Annotated in this window: 16 protein-coding genes; 10 read left to right on the forward strand and 6 right to left on the reverse strand. The window is 59.9% G+C overall.

From position 1 onward, the window contains the following. Positions 1 to 10: 10 nt before the first annotated feature. A complete protein-coding gene (locus ACXAIC_RS21945; RefSeq protein ID WP_475185607.1) occupies positions 11 to 742 on the reverse strand; it encodes a FadR/GntR family transcriptional regulator in 732 nt (243 codons plus the stop codon). Positions 743 to 928: 186 nt separating this feature from the next. On the opposite strand from ACXAIC_RS21945, the gene acuI reads away from it, so the two are divergent. The 5 genes from acuI to ACXAIC_RS21970 all read left to right on the forward strand — a co-directional run bounded on the left by acuI (position 929) and on the right by ACXAIC_RS21970 (position 5,380). Further along, entirely contained in the window at positions 929 to 1,921 is a 993-nt protein-coding gene (gene acuI, locus ACXAIC_RS21950; protein WP_475185611.1) for an acryloyl-CoA reductase, read from the forward strand. Between the two features lie 273 nt (positions 1,922 to 2,194). Further along, the gene (rpmI, locus tag ACXAIC_RS21955) at positions 2,195 to 2,392 is read left to right on the forward strand and encodes a 50S ribosomal protein L35 (protein ID WP_023002610.1); all 198 of its coding nucleotides are present in this window, start codon (positions 2,195 to 2,197) and stop codon (positions 2,390 to 2,392) included. A 26-nt stretch (positions 2,393 to 2,418) separates the two neighbouring features. Next, positions 2,419 to 2,778 carry a 50S ribosomal protein L20 gene (rplT, locus tag ACXAIC_RS21960; RefSeq protein ID WP_475185615.1) on the forward strand — a complete coding sequence of 120 codons (360 nt, stop codon included), beginning with the start codon at positions 2,419 to 2,421 and terminating at the stop codon, positions 2,776 to 2,778. Positions 2,779 to 2,987: 209 nt separating this feature from the next. Further along, positions 2,988 to 4,418, forward strand: a complete 1,431-nt coding sequence (locus ACXAIC_RS21965) for an alanine/glycine:cation symporter family protein (RefSeq protein ID WP_475185619.1) — start codon at positions 2,988 to 2,990, stop codon at positions 4,416 to 4,418. Positions 4,419 to 5,041: 623 nt separating this feature from the next. Beyond that, positions 5,042 to 5,380 (forward strand): hypothetical protein, encoded by a 339-nt coding sequence (locus tag ACXAIC_RS21970; RefSeq protein WP_475185621.1) that lies wholly within the window; start codon positions 5,042 to 5,044, stop codon positions 5,378 to 5,380. Between the two features lie 609 nt (positions 5,381 to 5,989). Here ACXAIC_RS21970 and ACXAIC_RS21975 read toward each other — a convergent pair. Together ACXAIC_RS21975 and ACXAIC_RS21980 are read right to left on the reverse strand one after the other, a co-directional pair. Further along, positions 5,990 to 7,375 (reverse strand): multicopper oxidase family protein, encoded by a 1,386-nt coding sequence (locus ACXAIC_RS21975; RefSeq protein WP_475185624.1) that lies wholly within the window; start codon positions 7,373 to 7,375, stop codon positions 5,990 to 5,992. Between the two features lie 112 nt (positions 7,376 to 7,487). Continuing rightward, entirely contained in the window at positions 7,488 to 8,408 is a 921-nt protein-coding gene (locus tag ACXAIC_RS21980) for a GlxA family transcriptional regulator (protein ID WP_475185630.1), read from the reverse strand. Positions 8,409 to 8,503: 95 nt separating this feature from the next. Here ACXAIC_RS21980 and ACXAIC_RS21985 point away from each other — a divergent pair, with 95 nt between their 5' ends. After that, positions 8,504 to 9,364 carry an MBL fold metallo-hydrolase gene (locus ACXAIC_RS21985; RefSeq protein WP_475185632.1) on the forward strand — a complete coding sequence of 287 codons (861 nt, stop codon included), beginning with the start codon at positions 8,504 to 8,506 and terminating at the stop codon, positions 9,362 to 9,364. A gap of 80 nt (positions 9,365 to 9,444) precedes the next feature. On the opposite strand, the gene ggt is transcribed toward ACXAIC_RS21985, so the two are convergent. Continuing rightward, positions 9,445 to 11,040, reverse strand: a complete 1,596-nt coding sequence (gene ggt / locus ACXAIC_RS21990; RefSeq protein WP_475185635.1) for a gamma-glutamyltransferase — start codon at positions 11,038 to 11,040, stop codon at positions 9,445 to 9,447. A 285-nt stretch (positions 11,041 to 11,325) separates the two neighbouring features. On the opposite strand from ggt, the gene ACXAIC_RS21995 reads away from it, so the two are divergent. After that, entirely contained in the window at positions 11,326 to 11,760 is a 435-nt protein-coding gene (locus ACXAIC_RS21995; protein ID WP_475185638.1) for a GlcG/HbpS family heme-binding protein, read from the forward strand. A 529-nt stretch (positions 11,761 to 12,289) separates the two neighbouring features. Here ACXAIC_RS21995 and phaR read toward each other — a convergent pair. Continuing rightward, positions 12,290 to 12,883, reverse strand: a complete 594-nt coding sequence (phaR, locus tag ACXAIC_RS22000) for a polyhydroxyalkanoate synthesis repressor PhaR (RefSeq protein WP_475185642.1) — start codon at positions 12,881 to 12,883, stop codon at positions 12,290 to 12,292. 322 nt (positions 12,884 to 13,205) lie between these two features. On the opposite strand from phaR, the gene ACXAIC_RS22005 reads away from it, so the two are divergent. Both ACXAIC_RS22005 and phbB read left to right on the forward strand, forming a co-directional pair. Then, entirely contained in the window at positions 13,206 to 14,387 is a 1,182-nt protein-coding gene (locus ACXAIC_RS22005; RefSeq protein ID WP_475185644.1) for an acetyl-CoA C-acetyltransferase, read from the forward strand. A gap of 245 nt (positions 14,388 to 14,632) precedes the next feature. Beyond that, entirely contained in the window at positions 14,633 to 15,361 is a 729-nt protein-coding gene (gene phbB, locus ACXAIC_RS22010; RefSeq protein WP_475185648.1) for an acetoacetyl-CoA reductase, read from the forward strand. Positions 15,362 to 15,510: 149 nt separating this feature from the next. On the opposite strand, the gene ACXAIC_RS22015 is transcribed toward phbB, so the two are convergent. Then, complete coding sequence (locus ACXAIC_RS22015; RefSeq protein ID WP_475185653.1) at positions 15,511 to 17,472, reverse strand: methyl-accepting chemotaxis protein; 1,962 nt, start codon at positions 17,470 to 17,472, stop codon at positions 15,511 to 15,513. A gap of 666 nt (positions 17,473 to 18,138) precedes the next feature. Here ACXAIC_RS22015 and ACXAIC_RS22020 point away from each other — a divergent pair. Further along, entirely contained in the window at positions 18,139 to 18,960 is an 822-nt protein-coding gene (locus tag ACXAIC_RS22020) for an alpha/beta fold hydrolase (RefSeq protein ID WP_475185659.1), read from the forward strand. The last annotated feature ends 70 nt before the right edge of the window (positions 18,961 to 19,030 follow it).

Consider the following 19,030-nt stretch of genomic DNA (forward strand, 5'->3'; position numbering starts at 1 on the left):
CCAGGATCGGTCAACTGGGTCCGGGCTTGCGCCGCTCGGCGGCCAGATCCCGCATATAGGCCCACAAGAGGTCCAGAGCGGCAGCCGCCGCCGCAGCATCGCGCTGCTCCAGGGCATCGGCCAGCGCCGCATGCAAATCGGCAATGCGTGTGCGGGCGCGCAGCCGGTACACCAGCATGTTCATCAAGGGCTGCATGGCCTCAACCGCCGCTGACAGTTGAAACGATAGAAGCGGATTGCAGCTTGCCCGGGCCAGTGCAGAATGGAACGCCACATCCGACGCACAGAAAGCCTCGTCGCTGGTCTCCGGGGCCCGCTGGCGGGCAATTTCCGCACGCAGCGATGCAAGGTGCTCTTTACCGGCCTTTTCCGCAGCCAGAGGCACGGCCGCCATCTCCAGCGCAAAGCGGGCTTCAATGGCATCTTCCAGCGGGATCTCGTTCATTCCAATCAATAGCCGGGTCGTTGTGACCAGGCTGTCCTGCGCATCGCGCCAGGTCATCCGGGTAACAAAGGCCCCGCCGGAAGACCCGCGCTCGCTGCGAACCAGGTTCTGGGCCGCCAGCCGCTTCAAGGCTTCGCGCACCGTGGATCGGGACACATCGAACCGGGCCGCCAGCTCCGCTTCGCTCGGCAGGCGCTCTTCTCCCGACAGGCGGCCATCCAGGATCGCATCGCGGATGGCGTTGGCGATCTGGACCGACAGCCCTTCCTTTTGAATTTGCTTGAAGTCGATGGCCAAAGCCGTTCCTGCACCCCGTCTCTAAGTCCGCGCACCTTAAAACTCCGGCTAGGACCGGGTCAAACCTAATCATCTAATGTCTGACAATTAAATGTTTGACATTTTTCGGTGCCAGAGGCAGCGTACCGGCCTGACTATCAAAGCGGCGGCCGCGGGAACGGGTGCCCAACCGGGAGGACAAACCCCATGAGCTTCAAGGCCCTTCTCGTGGACAAGGCCGGGGACGGCACCACCTCGGCATCGGTTCAGACCCTCGACGACAGCCGCCTGCCGGACGGCGATGTGACGGTTGCCGTTGAATATTCGACCCTCAACTACAAGGACGGCCTGTGCATTGGCCCCGGCGGCGGACTGGTGCGCACCTACCCCCATGTGCCCGGCATCGACTTTGCCGGCACGGTGCTGGATTCTTCCGACACCTGGTACAAGCCGGGAGAGAAAGTGGTGCTCACCGGCTGGCGGGTCGGCGAAGCCTGGTGGGGCGGCTATGCCCAGAAGGCCCGCGTGAAAGGCGAATGGCTGGTGCCCCTTCCGGAGGGCCTTTCCACCCGCAATGCCATGGCCATTGGCACCGCCGGGTTCACTGCCATGCTGGCCGTCATGGCTCTGGAAGACCATGGCCTGACGCCCGAGGACGGCCCGGTGCTGGTCACAGGGGCCTCCGGCGGCGTTGGTTCGGTTGCCACAGCCATACTGGCCAAGCTCGGTTATGAGGTCGCGGCTGTGACCGGGCGGGACAGCAACTGGGACTATCTGAAGGCCCTTGGCGCCAGCCGGATCGTGCCGCGTGACAGTGTCAGCGAAACCGTCAAACGCCCGCTGGAAACCGAAACCTGGGCAGGCTGCGTCGATGCGGTCGGCGGTGCTATGCTTGCAAGGATCCTCGGACAGATGAAATACGGCACGTCCGTTGCAGCCGTCGGCCTTGCCGGTGGGGCTGCCCTGCCCGCCACCGTCATTCCCTTCCTTCTGCGCGGGGTCAATCTGCTCGGCATTGACAGTGTCCTGAGACCCTATGATGCCCGCCTTAAGGCCTGGGAACGGCTGGCCCGGGACCTGCCCATGGACAAGCTGGAGGCCATGATCCAGCCCGCAACCCTTGCGGATCTGCCGAAACTTGGTGCCGACATTTTGAACGGGCAGGTCAAGGGCCGGGTGGTGGTTGATGTGAACGGGTAATACCTGCAGCTCAAGCGGCGTGAGGTCGCCTCCTCCGGACCAGCCTGGGCCGCACCGCGCAAAACAGGCGTTCAAGCGCAGGAATCCGGTTGCATTTGGCAAAAACCTCCCATATAAGCGCCCGGTCCAGAGTCGTCCGGCTCGTCGTGGACTGGTTTTCTGCATTCTGATGCAGATCCAGTACGACATTCAAGGGCATGCCGTGTCGGCTCTGAATGCACCAAGAAAGAAGCGCCTGCTGCTACACCGGGCGCACCAAGGAAAGGATGCAAAATGCCCAAGCTGAAGACCAAATCCGGCGCCAAAAAGCGCTTCAAGGTGACCGCGACCGGCAAGGTGAAAACCGCGCAGGCCGGCAAGCGCCATGGCATGATCAAGCGCACGAACAAGTTCATCCGCAACGCCCGTGGCACGACCACGTTGAGCGACCAGGATGCCAAGATCGTGAAGCAGTTCCTGCCGTACGCATAACGCCAGCCCCGAAGGAGATTCCCTAAATGTCACGCGTCAAACGGGGCGTAACCGCCCACGCTCGTCATAAGAAAGTTCTGAAGGCCGCAAAAGGCTATTACGGCCGCCGCAAGAACACAATTCGCGTTGCCAAGCAGGCCGTGGAGAAGGCAGGTCAATACGCCTATCGCGACCGCAAGGCCAAGAAGCGCACGTTCCGCTCTCTCTGGATCCAGCGCATCAACGCAGCAACCCGCCAGCACGGGATGACCTATGGCCGGTTCATCGACGGCCTGAACAAGGCCGGCGTTGAAGTGGACCGCAAGGTTCTGTCTGATCTTGCCATCAACCAGCCGGATGCCTTCAAGGCACTGGTGGACACGGCACAGGGCGCGCTGACCGCTTAAGCGCCCCTCTATAGTCTGACTTCTGGAGAAAGCGCGGGCTGAGCCCGCGCTTTTTTTATCCTCCAACGGGACTGCCAGCGACATTAAATCTCTGAAATAAAAGAGGAAATCTCTTTTGTGTTGCATTCGCCAAAGCGTGCGGCCTACCCTGTCAGATCTGACGAGGATTGCAGATTTCAGCAACAGACACATGATCGGGAGCAGAGACCATGGACTGGATTGAAGCGTTTTTCGGATTAATCGGAGATTTGACCTGGGGCTGGGCGCTGATCCCGTTTCTGGTCATTATCGGGGTGTTTTTCACTGTCTTGACCGGATTTGTCCAGTTCCGCTTCTTCGGCCGCATGTTCCGGGTGCTGTCGTCCAAGAACCAGACCGGTGACCCGAACGCGATTTCCGCCCGCGAAGCCCTGCTCCTGTCCGTCGGCGGCCGGGTGGGCGGTGGCAATATAGCCGGGGTGGCGGTTGCCATCACGCTTGGCGGGCCGGGCGCAGTGTTCTGGATGTGGGCCATTGCCCTGGTCGGCATGGCCACCAGCCTGATCGAATGTTCCCTGGCACAGCTCTACAAGCGCTCCGAAGGTGATGGCACCTACCGGGGCGGTCCCGCCCGTTCCATCCTGCATGGCCTTGGCCCGGACTACCGCTGGCTCGCGGTCTTGTACGCCATCTGCCTGATTGCCTCCTTCGCCTTCGGGTTCAACGCCTTTCAGGGCAATACTGTGGCTGGTGCAGCAGAAGAAAGCCTCGGTATCGACCGCCTGTGGACCGGTATCGGCCTGACCCTGATCACCGGCCTGATTGTCTTTGGCGGCATTCAGCGCATTGCCAAGGTGGCCGACGTGATCGTGCCGATCATGGCCGTTGGCTATATCGCCATGGCCCTCTTGGTGATTATCATCAACGCGACCCAGATTCCGGCCGTACTCTATACCATTGTTGCCAACGCCTTCGGCTGGCAGGAAGCGGTCGGCGGCGGCATGGGCGCGGCGCTGGCGCAAGGCCTGCGCCGGGGGCTCTTTTCCAACGAAGCCGGGCTCGGCTCGGCGCCGAACGTGGCTGCAACCGCTGATGTGCGCCATCCGATCAGCCAGGGCATCACTCAGTCCTTTTCGGTTTTTATCGACACCATCATCATCTGCACCTGCACGGCCATGATCATCCTGATGGGAGACGTTTATGTTCCAGGTGCAGAAGGCGTTGACGGGATCGTTCTGACCCAGCAGTCCCTCGCCTCCCATCTCGGCGGCTGGACCAGCTATTTCCTAACCGGTGCGATCCTGCTCTTCGCCTTCAGCTCGATCATCTACAACTACTATCTGGGCGAAAACGCCCTCAGCTCCATGACCGGCAACACGCTGGCCATCCAGGGACTGCGCATACTGGTCATGGGCGTCGTCTTCCTGGGCGCTACCGCGCCGGGCGCGACGGCGGTGTTCTTCTTCTCAGATCCGCTGATGGGCATTCTGGCGGTGGTCAACCTTCTGGCGCTGATGATGCTGTTCCCGACAGCCAAACGCCTGCTGGACGACTTCAAGGCACAGCTCAAGGCCGGAGTGGAACGGCCCGTTCTGGACCCGGCCAAGTTCTCCGATCTGGATATCGACCGCACAGCCTGGACCGGCAAAGCACCGGATTAAAGCAACACCGGAGCGGGCTGGTCCTGGCCTGTTCCGATCTGGAACACGCCGCGTTCCCAGGGAGCCAATCCAGTATGTCTTTTGGGTTGAGCTCTTTGATGTGAGGCAGCGGCAGGCAAACCCGATGTACCACAGCGTGCTTCAAAGACGCTGCCAAGCGCCCACCGGCTTCTGACAAGGACCTGCCGGCGGGCGCTTTTTGTTTGGTCGGCCTGCACGGTTCAGCCCGAGAAGGGCACATCGGTAGAAGCGCCCTTCGCTCTGGCCGCAGTTGCCGCCCCGGCGCCGGGAGAGCGGGCCAGTCTGCTTTGCCCGCTGACATCGTTGGATCGCACTTGTGGTGGGGAAACACCAAGGCGCGCGATCCGCCTCCTCAGCAGACAAAGCAGATCCGGTCAAATGGTGCAGACTGATCGCACAATACTCTAATCCCCCCTCCTTCAATCCCGGCATGTCGCCGGAAACTGTGCCGCCACGCACCAGCTTGTTAACTTTTTTGATCCGATTCCCAAGGTTTCTGCGGACAAAAGGTTAACAAAGCCTTACAATCTGGCATGGCGATTGCGACTGATCAGTCAGACAGGCGCCCACCGTGCCAATGTGAAACAACGAGGCAGATAGCAGTGAGAATTAACCCGGTCAGCGCAGCAGGGCGTCCCAATCTGAGGCGCAGGCGTCCCACTCAGGGAGAGACGGGCGAAGACCGCTCCGCAGGATTTGCGGCCTATCTGCCGGCCCCCCTCGACACGCCGAAGGACCGGGGCCCGAGAGCCTATTCCTCGCGATATCTGCCCAATTCTGCCTTTCTGGCCCATCTGATAGCCACCCGGGATGCCGAACAGCAGACCTGGTCACCGGGCCGCAAACGCAACAGCTCTGAGATCGGCGCCGATGCGTACCGTGCGACAGCCGCCTTGCCGCGCCGCCGCGCCGCCGGGCATCTGGTCAAGACGGAACGCTGACCAGAATTCCATTTTCTGTTTCCAGATGTACCACTGGATCTTACTGACCCGGGCCTTGCCCGGGTCTTTTTTTGGCCGGGGACAGACCGTGCCCTTTCAAAGGTCAAACCATCCGGTCTTTTGCGCAAAGCCAGACAGCATTCTGTGATGCGCAGCACACTCCGCTTTTCAGATCTGCCTTAATGTGATGTCAGTCCCGGATGTTCCGGACCTCCGATACGACTGGCCACGGACTGGCCCACCACGGAGTTCAGATCATGCAAGTCACTCCCGTTTCCGCAATCCCTGCCCTCTTTCAGCGCCAGAGGCCCGCCGAAGCCCCAATGCCCCGGCAGGAAAACTCAACCCCAGCACAATGGCCGTTCGAAACAAACCTTGAACTGCCACACCCCGCTTCGGTGACCAGCCGCTCCCTGCCTTCCGGGCCAGCGGCCGAATATGCAACTCAGGTGATAGCGGGGAGCCAGATGAACCAGGAAACCGCCCTGGAGCGGCACCGGCATGTTCAGCACTATGCCACTGCAACCGCCTATGAAGAGGATGAGCGGAGCGTCAGCATCTTCCTGTCGGCCTGAGCCCCTATCTTGCTGCAATATCCGGCCCGGCTCGTCAGGCCTCGATCCGCAGAAATCCCGCCAGTCCGGTTTTCTGATGCTCGATCACATGGCAGTGGAACGCCCAATCGCCGGGATTATCAGCCACCAGCGCCACATCCATTGTTTCTTCTTCCAGCAGCAGCGCCGTATCGGTCACAAGCGGGGGCAAAGCCCGCTTATTGGACCGCAGCAACTGGAAAGACACCCCATGCAGATGGATCGGGTGGGCGTTCGGAGTCTCGTTTCGAAGGCGCAGGATATAGGACTTGCCAAGTTTCAGTGTTGCCAGCGGATCAAAGGGACCGGGCACATCGCCCTGCCAGGCCGTTCGGTTGATGGACCAGAAGGTAAAGCCGAGCGAGCCGCAAATGCTGGCCCGCGGCGCATCCCCTCCCGGCGACCAGCCGAATACAAATTCCAGCACCTCTGCAGTGGCCAGATCCGGCACCGGCACAGGATTGGGAGGCAGCGGCGCAAGCTCCCCCAAGCTGCGCCTCCGGCTGGCGCCCACCGCCACAAACCGGGCCAGCACCTTGGTCTTACCGGCTTTCTTGCGCACCAGCCGGACTTCGCCGCCTTCCTGATCGGGCATTTTCAGCGCGATATCCGCCCGCTGGCCCGGGGACAGGATCACGTTCCCGGCAGCTCCCGGAGCTGGCAGCGGATTGGAATCCAGCGCAATCACCTGCGCCTCGCCGCCTTCAATACCGTAGCTTCCAACCCGGGTGACATCCGTGACCGCCAGACGCAAGCGCACCAGACTGCCCGCCGCAAGCTCCTGGCGCGGATTGACCTGCCAGTTGACGGTGGAGACCGTGCCAAGCGTGCCGCCCCGGGCCGCCTTGCGCGCCTTGAAGAGGTCAATGAACTGACCGTCACCGCCCAGACGGAAATCCCGGATGTTCAACGGCAGATCCGCGTCAAATCCGGGGTCTTCCCGTTCTTCCACAATCATCACCCCGGTCATGCCCCGGGCCATCTGCTCCAGCGTGTTACAATGGGGGTGATACCAGTAGGTGCCCGCATCGGGCGGCGTGAATTCATAGCGGAAGGACTGGCCGTCCTCGATCGGCTGCTGGGTGAGATAGGGCACCCCGTCCATCTGATTGGCAATCCGGAACCCATGCCAATGCACCGTGGAGGCTTCTCCCAGACGGTTGGTTACGTCAACCGCAGCCTTTTGCCCCTGCCTGAAACGCAGCACTGGCGGCGGTCCGCCGTCTGCAAAGCTCATCATGCCCTTTGTGGGCGGACCGGGCAGAAGCGGGTAGTCAAGATGCGCCATGGTCAAAGACTGATGCGCGGCTTGCGCCGTGCGGGCTACAAGACCACCTGCGGAAAAGGCAGCCAGAGCGCCGGTCCCGCCAAGCAGGAGTTCCCTTCGGGAAATACCGGACATTTTTACCTCTTGTTGTTCGGGCGCGTCCGGCCGCACTCAACACCTTTGCCTCCACCGTGACAAGCATGATTTTTCAAGGGCCCGCCTGCCGTGCATCGTGCTTCCGTTCAGGTCAGATCTCCAGGGAGCCCGCTCTTTTGAACCTGTCCCGGAATGCGCCCGGCGCAAGGCCGCAGCGCTGCGCAAACAGGCGGCCAAAGGAGGGCACATCCGCATAGCCGACGGCAAAACACACTTCCGCGACGCTCATCCCGGTCTCCACCAGCAGATCCCGCGCCCGTTCGATCCGCAATTCCTGATGATAGGTTTTGGGCGCCAGCCCCGTCGCCGCCTTGAACCGGCGCTGAAAGGTGCGCCGGGGCAGACCGCTTGCCGCTGCCAGACTTTCAACCCGCACCCCCTCGGCCAGACGGAGCTCAAGACAATGCTGCGCCTTGAGAACAGCCCGGTCCCCATGCCGAAGGTCCGGAATAAACCGGCGGAACCGGCGCTGGTCTTTCCGGCGGAACTCAACAATGAAATGGCGGGCGGTCTCGACAGCGGTTCTGTGACCCATGAAGCGCTCGATCAACACCAGCGCCAGATCGACCCAGGCCATCAGCCCGCCTGCGGTGATCAGGTCGGTATATTCGATCAGCAACTGGTCCGTATCCAGGATCACATCCGGATGGGCTTCCGCAAACCGGCTTTCCAAAGCCCAATGGGTGGTCACCTTGCGCCCGCCTGCCAGCCCGGCCGCAGCCACGAAGAAAAGACCGGTGCAGGCGGAACAGATAACCGTGCCAGCCCCATGCTGGCGCGCCAGAAAGCCGGGCAGCTCGGGCATGCTGTCCGCACTGACCTGTCCGGCCGAGGGCGGTAACAACACGGCCGCATAGGATCTGGCCGTCCCGTCCAGCTCTTCAAGAACTGTCAGCTCCAGCTCAGTACCGCTGAGACGAGCAGCATAGGACAGCACATCCTGTAGCCCGAGCACAGCCGATTGAAGAGCTCCGGGATAGGCGAGAATGGCGAGAGACAAGTGTTGCGGCATTTGGCCAATCTCGCATATCAAATGTCATATGCGCCACTCGTTCAAGAGCCGCGCCGGATCTAGAGATTCTCCTGCCCAACACACAGGAGATCCAAATGCCTCTTCCTTCAGCCCAGAACCCGGCCCAAGCTCGGCCTCTTGGCAGCCCGGCTTTTGAAAGCCTTACCGTGAACACCCGCTCTGACGGGTTTCTGGAAATACCCGCAGCCATGTTTTCCAACCTTGAGCCTGCGGACCTGGCCCTTCTCAGCCCACGCACCCGGTTCGGCGCCAATACCTGGCGAATTGAAACAGGCGCACGGACCCTGCTGGTGGATGCCGGATCGGGCCGCGCCCTTCAGGACCGGTTTCCGGCCAGCGGCAACCTGAATTGGCAGGCAGATGCCAAGCAGTCCGAGCGGGACGCGGTCACCGACATCATCATAACCCATATGCATGCCGATCACATTGGCGGTCTATCGGCAGACGGCACCTGTCTGTTTCCAAACGCCCGCCTGCATCTTCAGGCCACTGAGTGGCGGTTCTGGACCGATGAGAGCCTGCTGGCCAAAATGCCTGAAGCGCGCAGGCCCATGGTGCAACTGATCCAGACGCTGGCCGCACCGCTTGCCGCGCAAATCGTCCTGCATGAGGGCGAGGCCGATCTTGGGGCGGGCATCACCCTTCTACCGGCCCCCGGCCATACACCCGGCCACCAGATCGTGCACCTGTCGGACGGACCCCATGAAGCGCTGCTGCTGGCCGACGCGGTGGTGTCCGGCGCCGTGCAATTTCAATGTCCAGAAATCGAATATGCCCTCGACATCGATCCGAAGCAGGCGGCTGCGACCCGGCGGGACCTGTTTGACCGGATAGCGGCAGACGGCATTCCCTTTGCCGCCACCCATCTGGATACCCAGGCCTTCGGTACACTGGACAGGCAACCGCAGGGATACCGGTTCCACCAGATCCTCTGAGGCCGGACCATGCAGCCAAGGGATTGATCCGGTGTTTCCATGGGCTATTGGAATATCGGGCGACAAGTCTGCACGACCCTCTAATAGCCCGCCGCGTGCCCGTCCTTGCGCGGATCGGAGCCCGCCGTCAGCAGGTGCCGGGCCTTGTCGATCATGATCGCCTGGCTGCCGCCAATGGCACTTGCGGCGGTTGTCACGCTGTGGCCCCGGGCCCGAAGCCCATCCAAGGTTGATGGCGGCACCAGCTTTTCCGCCTCCAGCGCATGGCTTTCCAGATCGAAAAACATGCGCGGGAAGTCGATGGCCGCCTGCACATCCATGCCATAGTCAATGATGTTGGTCAGCAGATGGGCATGCCCGCAGGCCTGGTAGTGCCCTCCCATGACGCCAAAAGAGAGCCAGGGCGCCCCGTCCTTGAGAGCCATGGCCGGAATGATCGTGTGCAGCGGCCGTTTGCCGCCATCAATGGAATTGGCGTGGCCCGGCGCGGCCTGGAACGACTTGCCGCGGCAATGGAGCAGCACACCGCTCTCCGGTGCGACAATTCCGGAGCCAAAATCGCTGAACAGCGAATTGATGAAGGACACGGACAGCCCGTCCTTGTCGACCACAGAAAGATAGACCGTATCGGTCTGCGGCGGCAGCAACGCCTCCGGCACCGTGCCGAGGCGCTGGTCCGGCGACATCTGCGCCGCCAGCCGGTCGAGATAATCCGCACTGATAAGGCTTGACGGGCAGATATCCATGTAACCGGGATCGGTGATGAACCGGTCGCGAACCGCATAGGCGATGCGGGCTGCCTCCATCTCCAGATGGAAACGCTCCGGCCCGATCGGGTCCAGATCTTCCAGCGCAAACCGCTCCATAAGGCCGAGCATGACCAGAGCGATCACCCCCTGCCCGTTGGGCGGCAATTCAGCGATCGTAAAGCCTTTATAGTCGCGCAGCACCGGCGAAACCGCCGTTGTATGGCAGGCGGCAAGGTCGTCCATGGTCATCAGGCCGCCCCGGCTTTCAAGCGCCGCCACAATGTCCCGCGCAATCGGGCCAGAATAAAACGCGTCCGCACCGCCTTCACCGAGCGCTTCGAACGTTTCAGCCAGATGCGGATATTTCAGGATTGTGCCAACGGCAGGAGCGTCTCCGCCAATCAGATAGCGAGCTGCACTGACCGGATCCGCCTTCAGCTTGTCCACGTCCTGCACCCAGTCCCGGGCCACCCGGGGCGCAACGGGAAACCCGTCTCTTGCATAGGAGACCGCCCGTTTGAACAGGTCCTTGAAACTGCGGGTGCCGTGGGCTTTCAAAAGGGTTTCCCAGGCCCGCACCGCGCCGGGCACGGTGACCGCATGGGGCGAGGTGTCGGTGATTTCGCTTACCCCGAGCTCGGCCAGCTTTTGTGGCGTGGCAGCCCGCGGCGCGGCACCAGAGCCGTTAAAGCCGGTGAGGCGGCCATCCGGCTCGGTGACAATTGCAAAACAGTCGCCGCCAAGGCCGGTCATGTGAGGTTCGACAACACATTGCACCGCAACGGCGGCAATGGCCGCATCCACCGCATTGCCGCCCTCGTGCAGAACCTCAAGCGCCGCGCTGGTTGCCAGGGGATGGGAGGTGGCAGTGGCCGCAGTGCGGGCAAAAACCGGGGAACGGCCCGGCGCCTGAAAGTCGCGATTCACGTCATTTCCTCCCACCCTTTGGTGTTATTCTTTCCCATATGCCGCAGCTGTTTCTGCGCTGTGACACCTAGTCGCCCGCCCGCCGGTCTGTTAGCAAATTCCCATGTGCGGCAGCACCCTAAGGAGAAGCGGGCAAATGCGCAAATCTCTTTCGGCAGGTTCTGGAGCGCGCACAGCCCCACCGGCAGACGCCTGCGCAAAGGGCAGATCGCTGCAGTTTTGACGCGAATCGCCCCAAGCCCCGCAGGCACGGCCCGATATGACCCAAGGCAAGGAAGATTGGCAATGGCAAATGGCATCTCACTTTCAACGGCGGAAACCATCTCTTCTGCGGCGTTTGCAAAAGCAGCGGAACTCGGCCTGAAGCCCCTCACGGTTGCCGTTCTGGACGCAGGCGGTCACACGGTGCTGCTGAAGCGCCAGGACGGCTCGTCGAACCTGCGTCCGCAAGTGGCCTTCGGCAAGGCCAATGGTGCGCTTGCGGTGGGGACTGGTACCCGCTGGCTGAACGCCAATGCGGAAAGCCGCCCCCATTTCATCAACGCGCTGAACGGAGCAGCCGGCGGCACCATCATTCCTGTTCCGGGCGGCGTGCTGGTCAAGGGCCCCGAAGGGGAGACCCTCGGCGCTGTCGGCATCACCGGCGACACTTCCGACAATGACGAGGCCTGCGCCATCGCCGGCATTGAAGCCGCCGGCCTCACACCCGACGCTGGCTGAAGAAAAACCGGACCGCTCCCCAGCACGCCTTTCAAAGGCAGACTGGTTTTGGACGAGCGCACATTTTTGCCGCATGTACTGAAAAACATCCCCGCTTCGGCTTCGGGAATGAGAGGGGGCCCGGCAAGATTGGGAACGACCGCACCGGGAGTGGCAACGCTCTTTTTTGCGGCCCCGCAGCATACACTCCTTCATCTTGAGGAGGCCAAAGGCATCCTCAAAAGATGGGCCGCATAATCGGAACAAGCAGCCCCTGCTTCGTGACAGGCCTTCCGTCTTGCGCAGGATGAGGCGGGAGAATGCCTCAGGCTTTGAAAACAGGCTGCGCGCAGCCTATATGCCATCCCGGCCTTGTGCCGGGACCGTAGCCACGCGGACAGAGAGCCGGTTTGGCCACGCACCGGCCAACCGGGCCCCGGCTCAGGACCAGGACGGTGCAGAAATCCGGGCATAGGTGATCAACCTTCAACGGAAACCCGCCGCTCTCTTCGCCCTGAGACAGGCCAAAGCCTACCCTAAAACAAACCCTTCAGGACTTGTCCGAGAGCTGGTTGATCTTTTTCTGCATTTCGTCCAGCTGGCGCTTCATGTCGTCCAGATCGCCCGCATCCGATTTGGTTCCTTTGGCGCTGGAAGAGGCGGTCGGGGCTGAGGGGGAGCTGCTGTTGTCGCCTGCCGGGAAGGGCATGAACATCTTCATGGCCCGTTCGAACATTTCCGAGTTTCGCTTGACCTGATCCTCGATCGCATCAAAGGCAGTGGCGCCAAACGCCTCACTCATCTGGGAGCGCAGCTTTTCCTGTTCCTTGGTCAGCGAGGTCATGGAATATTCAAGGAAGCTGGGCACGAGCCCCTGCATGCTGTCGCCGTAAAAGCGGATCAGCTGGCGCAGGAACGTGACCGGCAGAAGGTTCTGCCCCTTGCCTTCCTGTTCGAAGATAATCTGGGTCAGCACCGACCGGGTGATGTCTTCCCCCGTCTTGGCGTCAAAGACCACAAAATCCTCCTCCCCCTTCACCATAACGGCCAGGTCCTCCAGCGTCACATACGTGCTGGTTCCCGTATTGTAGAGCCGCCTGTTGGCGTATTTCTTGATGATTGTGGGCTCGTTCGTTTTCGCCATCCGTACAGTCCGCCTGTCCGCCGTCCGGTCTGGTTCTCCAGCCGTCCGGACCGTTTCCCAACTGACGACAGGGCATTTTCAAAAAAATCCTGTCATCTCCTCCGGTTAAGAGACTAAGCCAATCCTATCGGCTCGTGCCAGCTTTTTATGTGCACTGACGAAAGGATGATGCCGCAAATGCGAAATCTGTCCGTTGATAAGGGGTCCTACGGTTGACAGGTCCGGGCCGTCAGTTTCTAGTCGCTGCATCATCAAGGATCAGAAGATGCCGAAAGGGCATCGGTCTTTTGCGGCCGTCCGGCCCACAGTCCTGGAGAATAGTATGAGCGCGTCCACCGATATTGTCATTGTCAGCGCAACCCGCACCCCCGTCGGCACGTTCAACGGGTCCTTTGCCAATGTCCCTGCCCATGATCTGGGCACCATCGTCATGAAGGCGGCCATGGAGCAGGCCGGCGTCACCGGCGCCGAGATTGACGAGGTCGTTTTCGGCCAGGTGCTGACCGCAGGCCAGGGCCAGAACCCGGCCCGCCAGGCGGCCATAAATGCGGGCATTTCCGAAAGCGCCTCTGCCTGGACCTTGAATCAGGTCTGTGGCTCGGGGCTGCGCACCGTCGCCGTGGCCGCCCAGCAGATCCAGACCGGTGATGCCACCATCATGCTGGCAGGCGGCCAGGAAAACATGTCGCTTTCCCCCCATGCCGCCCATATGCGCGCCGGTTACAAGATGGGCGACTACAAGATGATCGACACCATGATCAAGGACGGCCTGTGGGACGCGTTCAACGGCTATCACATGGGCCAGACGGCAGAAAATGTTGCCGAGAAATGGCAGATCAGCCGTGACCAGCAGGACGCATTCGCCGTTGCCTCCCAGAACAAGGCGGAAACGGCCCAGAAAGCTGGCAAGTTCAAGGACGAGATCACCCCGGTCACCGTCAAGGAGCGCAAGGCGGAGCGGGTTGTCGAGGACGATGAATATATCCGCCACGGCGCCACCCTGGAAAGCGTGGCCAAGCTGCGCCCGGCCTTCACCAAGGACGGCTCGGTGACCGCTGCCAACGCCTCCGGCATCAATGATGGCGCCGCCGCCATTCTGGTGATGAGCGCGGCCGAAGCGGAAAAGCGCGGCCTGACGCCGCTGGCCCGCATCGCCTCCTGGGCAACGGCGGGCGTGGACCCGGCCATCATGGGCTCCGGCCCGATCCCGGCCTCCCGCAAGGCGCTGGACAAAGCCGGCTGGGCCGCTGCCGATCTGGATCTTGTGGAGGCCAACGAAGCCTTTGCCGCGCAGGCCTGTGCCGTCAACAAGGACATGGGCTGGAATCCGGACATCGTCAATGTGAATGGCGGCGCCATTGCCATCGGCCATCCGATTGGCGCCTCCGGCGCGCGCATTCTGACCACGCTGCTGCACGAAATGAGCCGGCGCGACGCCAAGAAGGGCCTTGCCACCTTGTGCATCGGCGGCGGCATGGGCGTGGCCATGTGCCTGGAGCGCTAAAGCGCCCAGGCTGCGCGCGGCGGCTTTGAAAGCCTGAACCTTGAAAGAGCTCTCAGCTCTGGCAGCCGCAGCGCCCCATCAAGACAGGGGAATCTGGTGCGGGGAACGCCAGATTTTCCAGATCCGGCTCTGGTGCCTCTGGGCAACTGGGCGCCGGGACCCCAGCCGGAAGCGCTTTTTCAAAGGAGACGCTTCGCAATTCAAAAGAGCCGGAAAGGCCCAACTTGATGTCAGGAGGAACGGAAATGAACAAGGTTGCATTGGTCACGGGTGGAACACGCGGCATTGGCGAAGCCATTTCGCGCGGCCTGCTGGACGCAGGCTATACCGTTGCAGCCACCTATGCAGGCAACACGGAAAAGGCGGAAGCCTTCAAGGCGGAAACGGGTATCCACGTTTATAAATGGGATGTGTCCGACCCCGATGCCTGCGCCACCGGCGTGGCCGTGGTGGAAAAGGACCTCGGTCCGGTGGATGTGCTGGTCAACAATGCGGGCATCACCCGTGATGGCATGTTCCACAAGATGGATTTTGCCCAGTGGCGTGCCGTTCTTGCCACCAATCTGGATTCCATGTTCACCATGACCCAGCCGGTGATCACCGGCATGCGCGGGCGCGGCTCGGGCCGGATCATCAACATTTCCTCCATCAACGGCCAGAAGGGCCAGATGGGCCAGACCAACTATTCCGCCGCCAAGGCAGGCGTTATCGGCTTCACCAAGGCACTGGCCCAGGAAAACGCCTTCAAAGGCATCACGGTCAACTGCGTCTGCCCGGGATATATCAACACGGATATGGTTGCCGCCATGCCGGAAAAGGTGCTGGAATCCATCGTCTCCAACATCCCGGTCGGCCGCCTCGGCCACCCGCAGGAAATCGCCCAGACGGTGGTCTACCTCGCCTCAGACGCCGCCGCCTTCATGACCGGCGCGGTGATGACCATCAATGGCGGCCAGTATATCGCCAACGGCTGACAGCCTCTAGGATCTGTGAATCCTATATGTCCACAGACCCTAGTCCTTGGGTCCGGCTCGCTTCCGGGCCGGACCATACGGGCATTCTTAAAAGACCACTCCCGGCACATTTGCCCGAACCAAGGACAATCGTCTGCTTGAGCAACGGCTCAAGCAGCTGCAACGTTGCGCAGGAACGCTTCAATCTTGTCACGAAGGTCTGTCGTGCTGCGAGCCGTTTGGTTTGAACTGTCGAGCACATTGTCGGCGGTGTGGGTCGTTTGAGTCGCCCCATTTGCCACATCATGCATGTTTTCCGTAGCCAATCGGGTGCCTTGAGCCGCCTCGGAAACGTTGGAAGAAATTTCAGACGTCGCAGCCCCCTGCTCTTCCACAGCACCTGCAATTGCAGACGTGTAGCCGTTCACCTCTTCCATGATCTTGGTGATGTCCTCAATCACCGCAACGGTCTCGCGCGTTGAGCCCTGAATCGCCGAAATGTGGGAAGAAATCTCCTCTGTTGCTTTGGACGTCTGAGTCGCCAATTCCTTGACTTCCGCGGCCACCACTGCAAAGCCTTTCCCAGCTTCGCCAGCACGTGCAGCCTCAATCGTAGCATTCAAAGCAAGAAGGTTTGTCTGTTCGGCAATGGCCTGAATCAGACTGACCACCTCACCGATTTTCTGCGCGGCTTCATCCAGACTTGCGACCTTGTGATTGGAGGTCTGCGCGCTCTCACTCGCCTTGGCAACAACCTGACTGCTCTGGTTGACTTGGCGATTGATTTCTCCAATTGAAGCGCTGAGTTCTTCAGCGGCAGAAGCAACCGTTTGAACGTTTGCCGTTGCCTGTTCAGAGGCAGCCGACGCACTGCTCGATCTTTCCTCTGTCTGGCTAGCAATAGACTTCAGGCTGACAGCCGCCTCGTTCAGCCGGCTTGTGTTGTCATCCACGGTTTGCAGGGCAAGTTGAACATCACTTTGAAAGTCTCGAATAAGACTTTCCATAGTCTCTTGGCGACGCATCTGGATCAGGTTGTCTTCTTCGGACTGCGCTTCCAACTCCTTGCGCACCTGCGCGTTGTCCCGGAAGACAGCCACCGCACGACCGATCGCTCCAATCTCGTCAGAGCGCTCTGTGCCCACGATCGGAGTGTCCAATTCGCCTTCGGCTATCCTGCTCATAGACGCAGTGACAGACGCCAGAGGCCGTGCAAGCAGCCTGTGGAACAAGGCGGCCAAGGTGACAAGCATGATGACACCGGCAACAAGCGTACCACCCACGGCCGCATAGCGCGACCTGTTCAAGCTCGCATAGGCCTCTGCCTTGTTCAGCGACATGCCGATATACCAGTCGGACGCGAGAGGAAGGTTTTCCAGCTTTGTGAACGACACCAAGCGGTCGCCGTCCTGGGTCGATACCGTCTGCAAATCAGACGCCATCGCCGGCACGTTTTCCGGGAACAGTTCAGATATGTTTTTCGTCAAAAGCTCTTTGTTGGGATGAACCAGAATGTCTCCCTTTTCATTCACCAGGAAGAGATAGCCAAGACCATGCAGGTCAAGCTCGCCCAGCAATTTATTCAAACCCGTGATGCTGAAATCGCCTGCATAGACACCTTTCAGGTCGCCTCCTTTGTAAATGGGGTTGACGACGGCGATCACGAGCTCGCCGCTGACCTGATCCAGATAAGGTTCGCTCAAGGCGATGGAACCTGCGTCAACTGCGGTTTTGTACCAAGGACGCTTGCGCGGATCATAATCGGCCGGAGCATCCCAATATGGCCATGTGTAGAGCTTGCCGCTCGATTGTTCGCCGAAATAGCTGTTAACGAAGGTTTTTTGCTGCACTTCATTGTCGACCAACTCGAGGCCCATTTTAGGGGCAGCTGCGATGGGCACGGACGCCATTTCGGCAAGCAGCATCCGCCCTTGAAACCAGTTTTCGACGGTTTGCCGGGAAGACAGGCCCGATGTTTCAGCAAACCCTTCGAGTTCTTCGGTTTTCGCAGTTCGCTGCATCGCATCATTGTAGATGGCGAATCCAGAGAAAAAGACGGCAACGACAATGGTCGCTGCAATGAGAATCTTGGCGATAGCGCTGGTTTTTCGACCTGCGATAGACACATTCATCAAACTGCTCCTGAGCTTTATGTGTCCATGAGTAAGTTTTCAGGATTAAATTACAGTTAAATATTCAATCCCCTTATACGCATTCAAAAATCATGACGGCAATATTCAGTCCGAAAGTTCTAAATACAAAGATCATCAATCCTTGAAATTATCATGACAAATTCATGATATTATGACAATTTTTTAAAGTTGAACAAATTCACCCTGTGACAAACAATATATTGTCAGCGTTATTATATCCAATGCACTTTGTTACAATGGTGGTGGGCGAGAGTTACGGACTGAGGCAATGGGGAAAATTGCCCTTCAGGCGCGGCGAGTTGACAGTCTGATGGAACACTCCAAGGCGCGAGCGAGCAGCACAAACGGAGCCAGCAAACAAACAGCGGCCCGACCAGTTTCTGCGGTGCACCATTTTTTCCTTTCTCCCGCCAGAGAAAAACCTTAGAAATCTGTCAAAAGAACAAAGTCAACGACGGCCTGAGAGCAGACATTTGCTGCGGCGCAGAAGTCAGGAAGTTTGGGTTTCGAACTGTCCCTCGCTGCGCAACGCTCCAACGGCCGCTCTCCGGACAAAGGTCAAAGCGCTGCAACTGCCCGAGTATCAGCGATCCCCATGCTCGATCATTTCAAAGTAGCATCCGTCTGAAAGAGAATTAAGATTTCATGGCCGATTGGAAATTAGAAGAGACCTATCAGACGAGTGCTGGCTCCGTTGCTGCCGGCCGCGCTGGCAGTGGACCAGACCTCGTGTTGGCGCATGGCTGGCCATGGTCTTCGTTTTCTTGGCATCGGGTCATTCCTGAGTTGGCGAAGTCCTTTACGGTTCACTGGTATGACATGCCTGGCTACGGCCAATCGGACAAATCGGAAACCCAACGGACGTCTCTGGATGTCCAGGGCGAGGTATTCGCCGAGATGTTGACGCATTGGGGGGTGTCCAGGCCTCGAGTGATCGCACATGATTTCGGCGGTGCAACCACGCTCAGGGCGCATCTGCTGCATGGATGCGAGTTCGAGAGATATCTGCTGATGAACATAGTGGCGATGCGTCCCTGGGGTTCAGAGTTCTTTGATCATGTCGGGCGGCATATCGAAGCCTTTCAGGGCTTGCCACCACACATCCATAAGGCGGTGGTTGCAGCTTACATCGAGGGTGCTTTGGTGAATCCCATTCCTGCCGAAGACTTCGAGGCTTTGGTTGCTCCATGGCTCTCCAAGGAGGGTTCCACGAGTTTTTATCGCCAATTCGCTCAAGCTGACGAAAAATACACAGAGGAAGTCGAGGCTCAGTTCGGCGAAATTCGCTGCCCCGTGAAAATCGTTTGGGGTGAAAATGACCCTTGGATACCGCTCGAAAGAGGCAAAGCCCTGCATCAACTCATGCCAAAAGCAGAGTTCACGACCATCGCGGGCGCAGGACATATGCCCCAACTTGAAAAGAGGGATGAAGTTCTCCGGGAAGTTCTAGAGTCTGTGGACATATAGGATTCACAGATCGTGTTTTTTGTGATTCAAGCTTCCTTTTGAGGAGGCTCCCATGCGCAGCGAACGTTTT

The sequence above is a fragment of the Roseibium sp. AWQ4_254 genome (assembly GCF_056161025.1).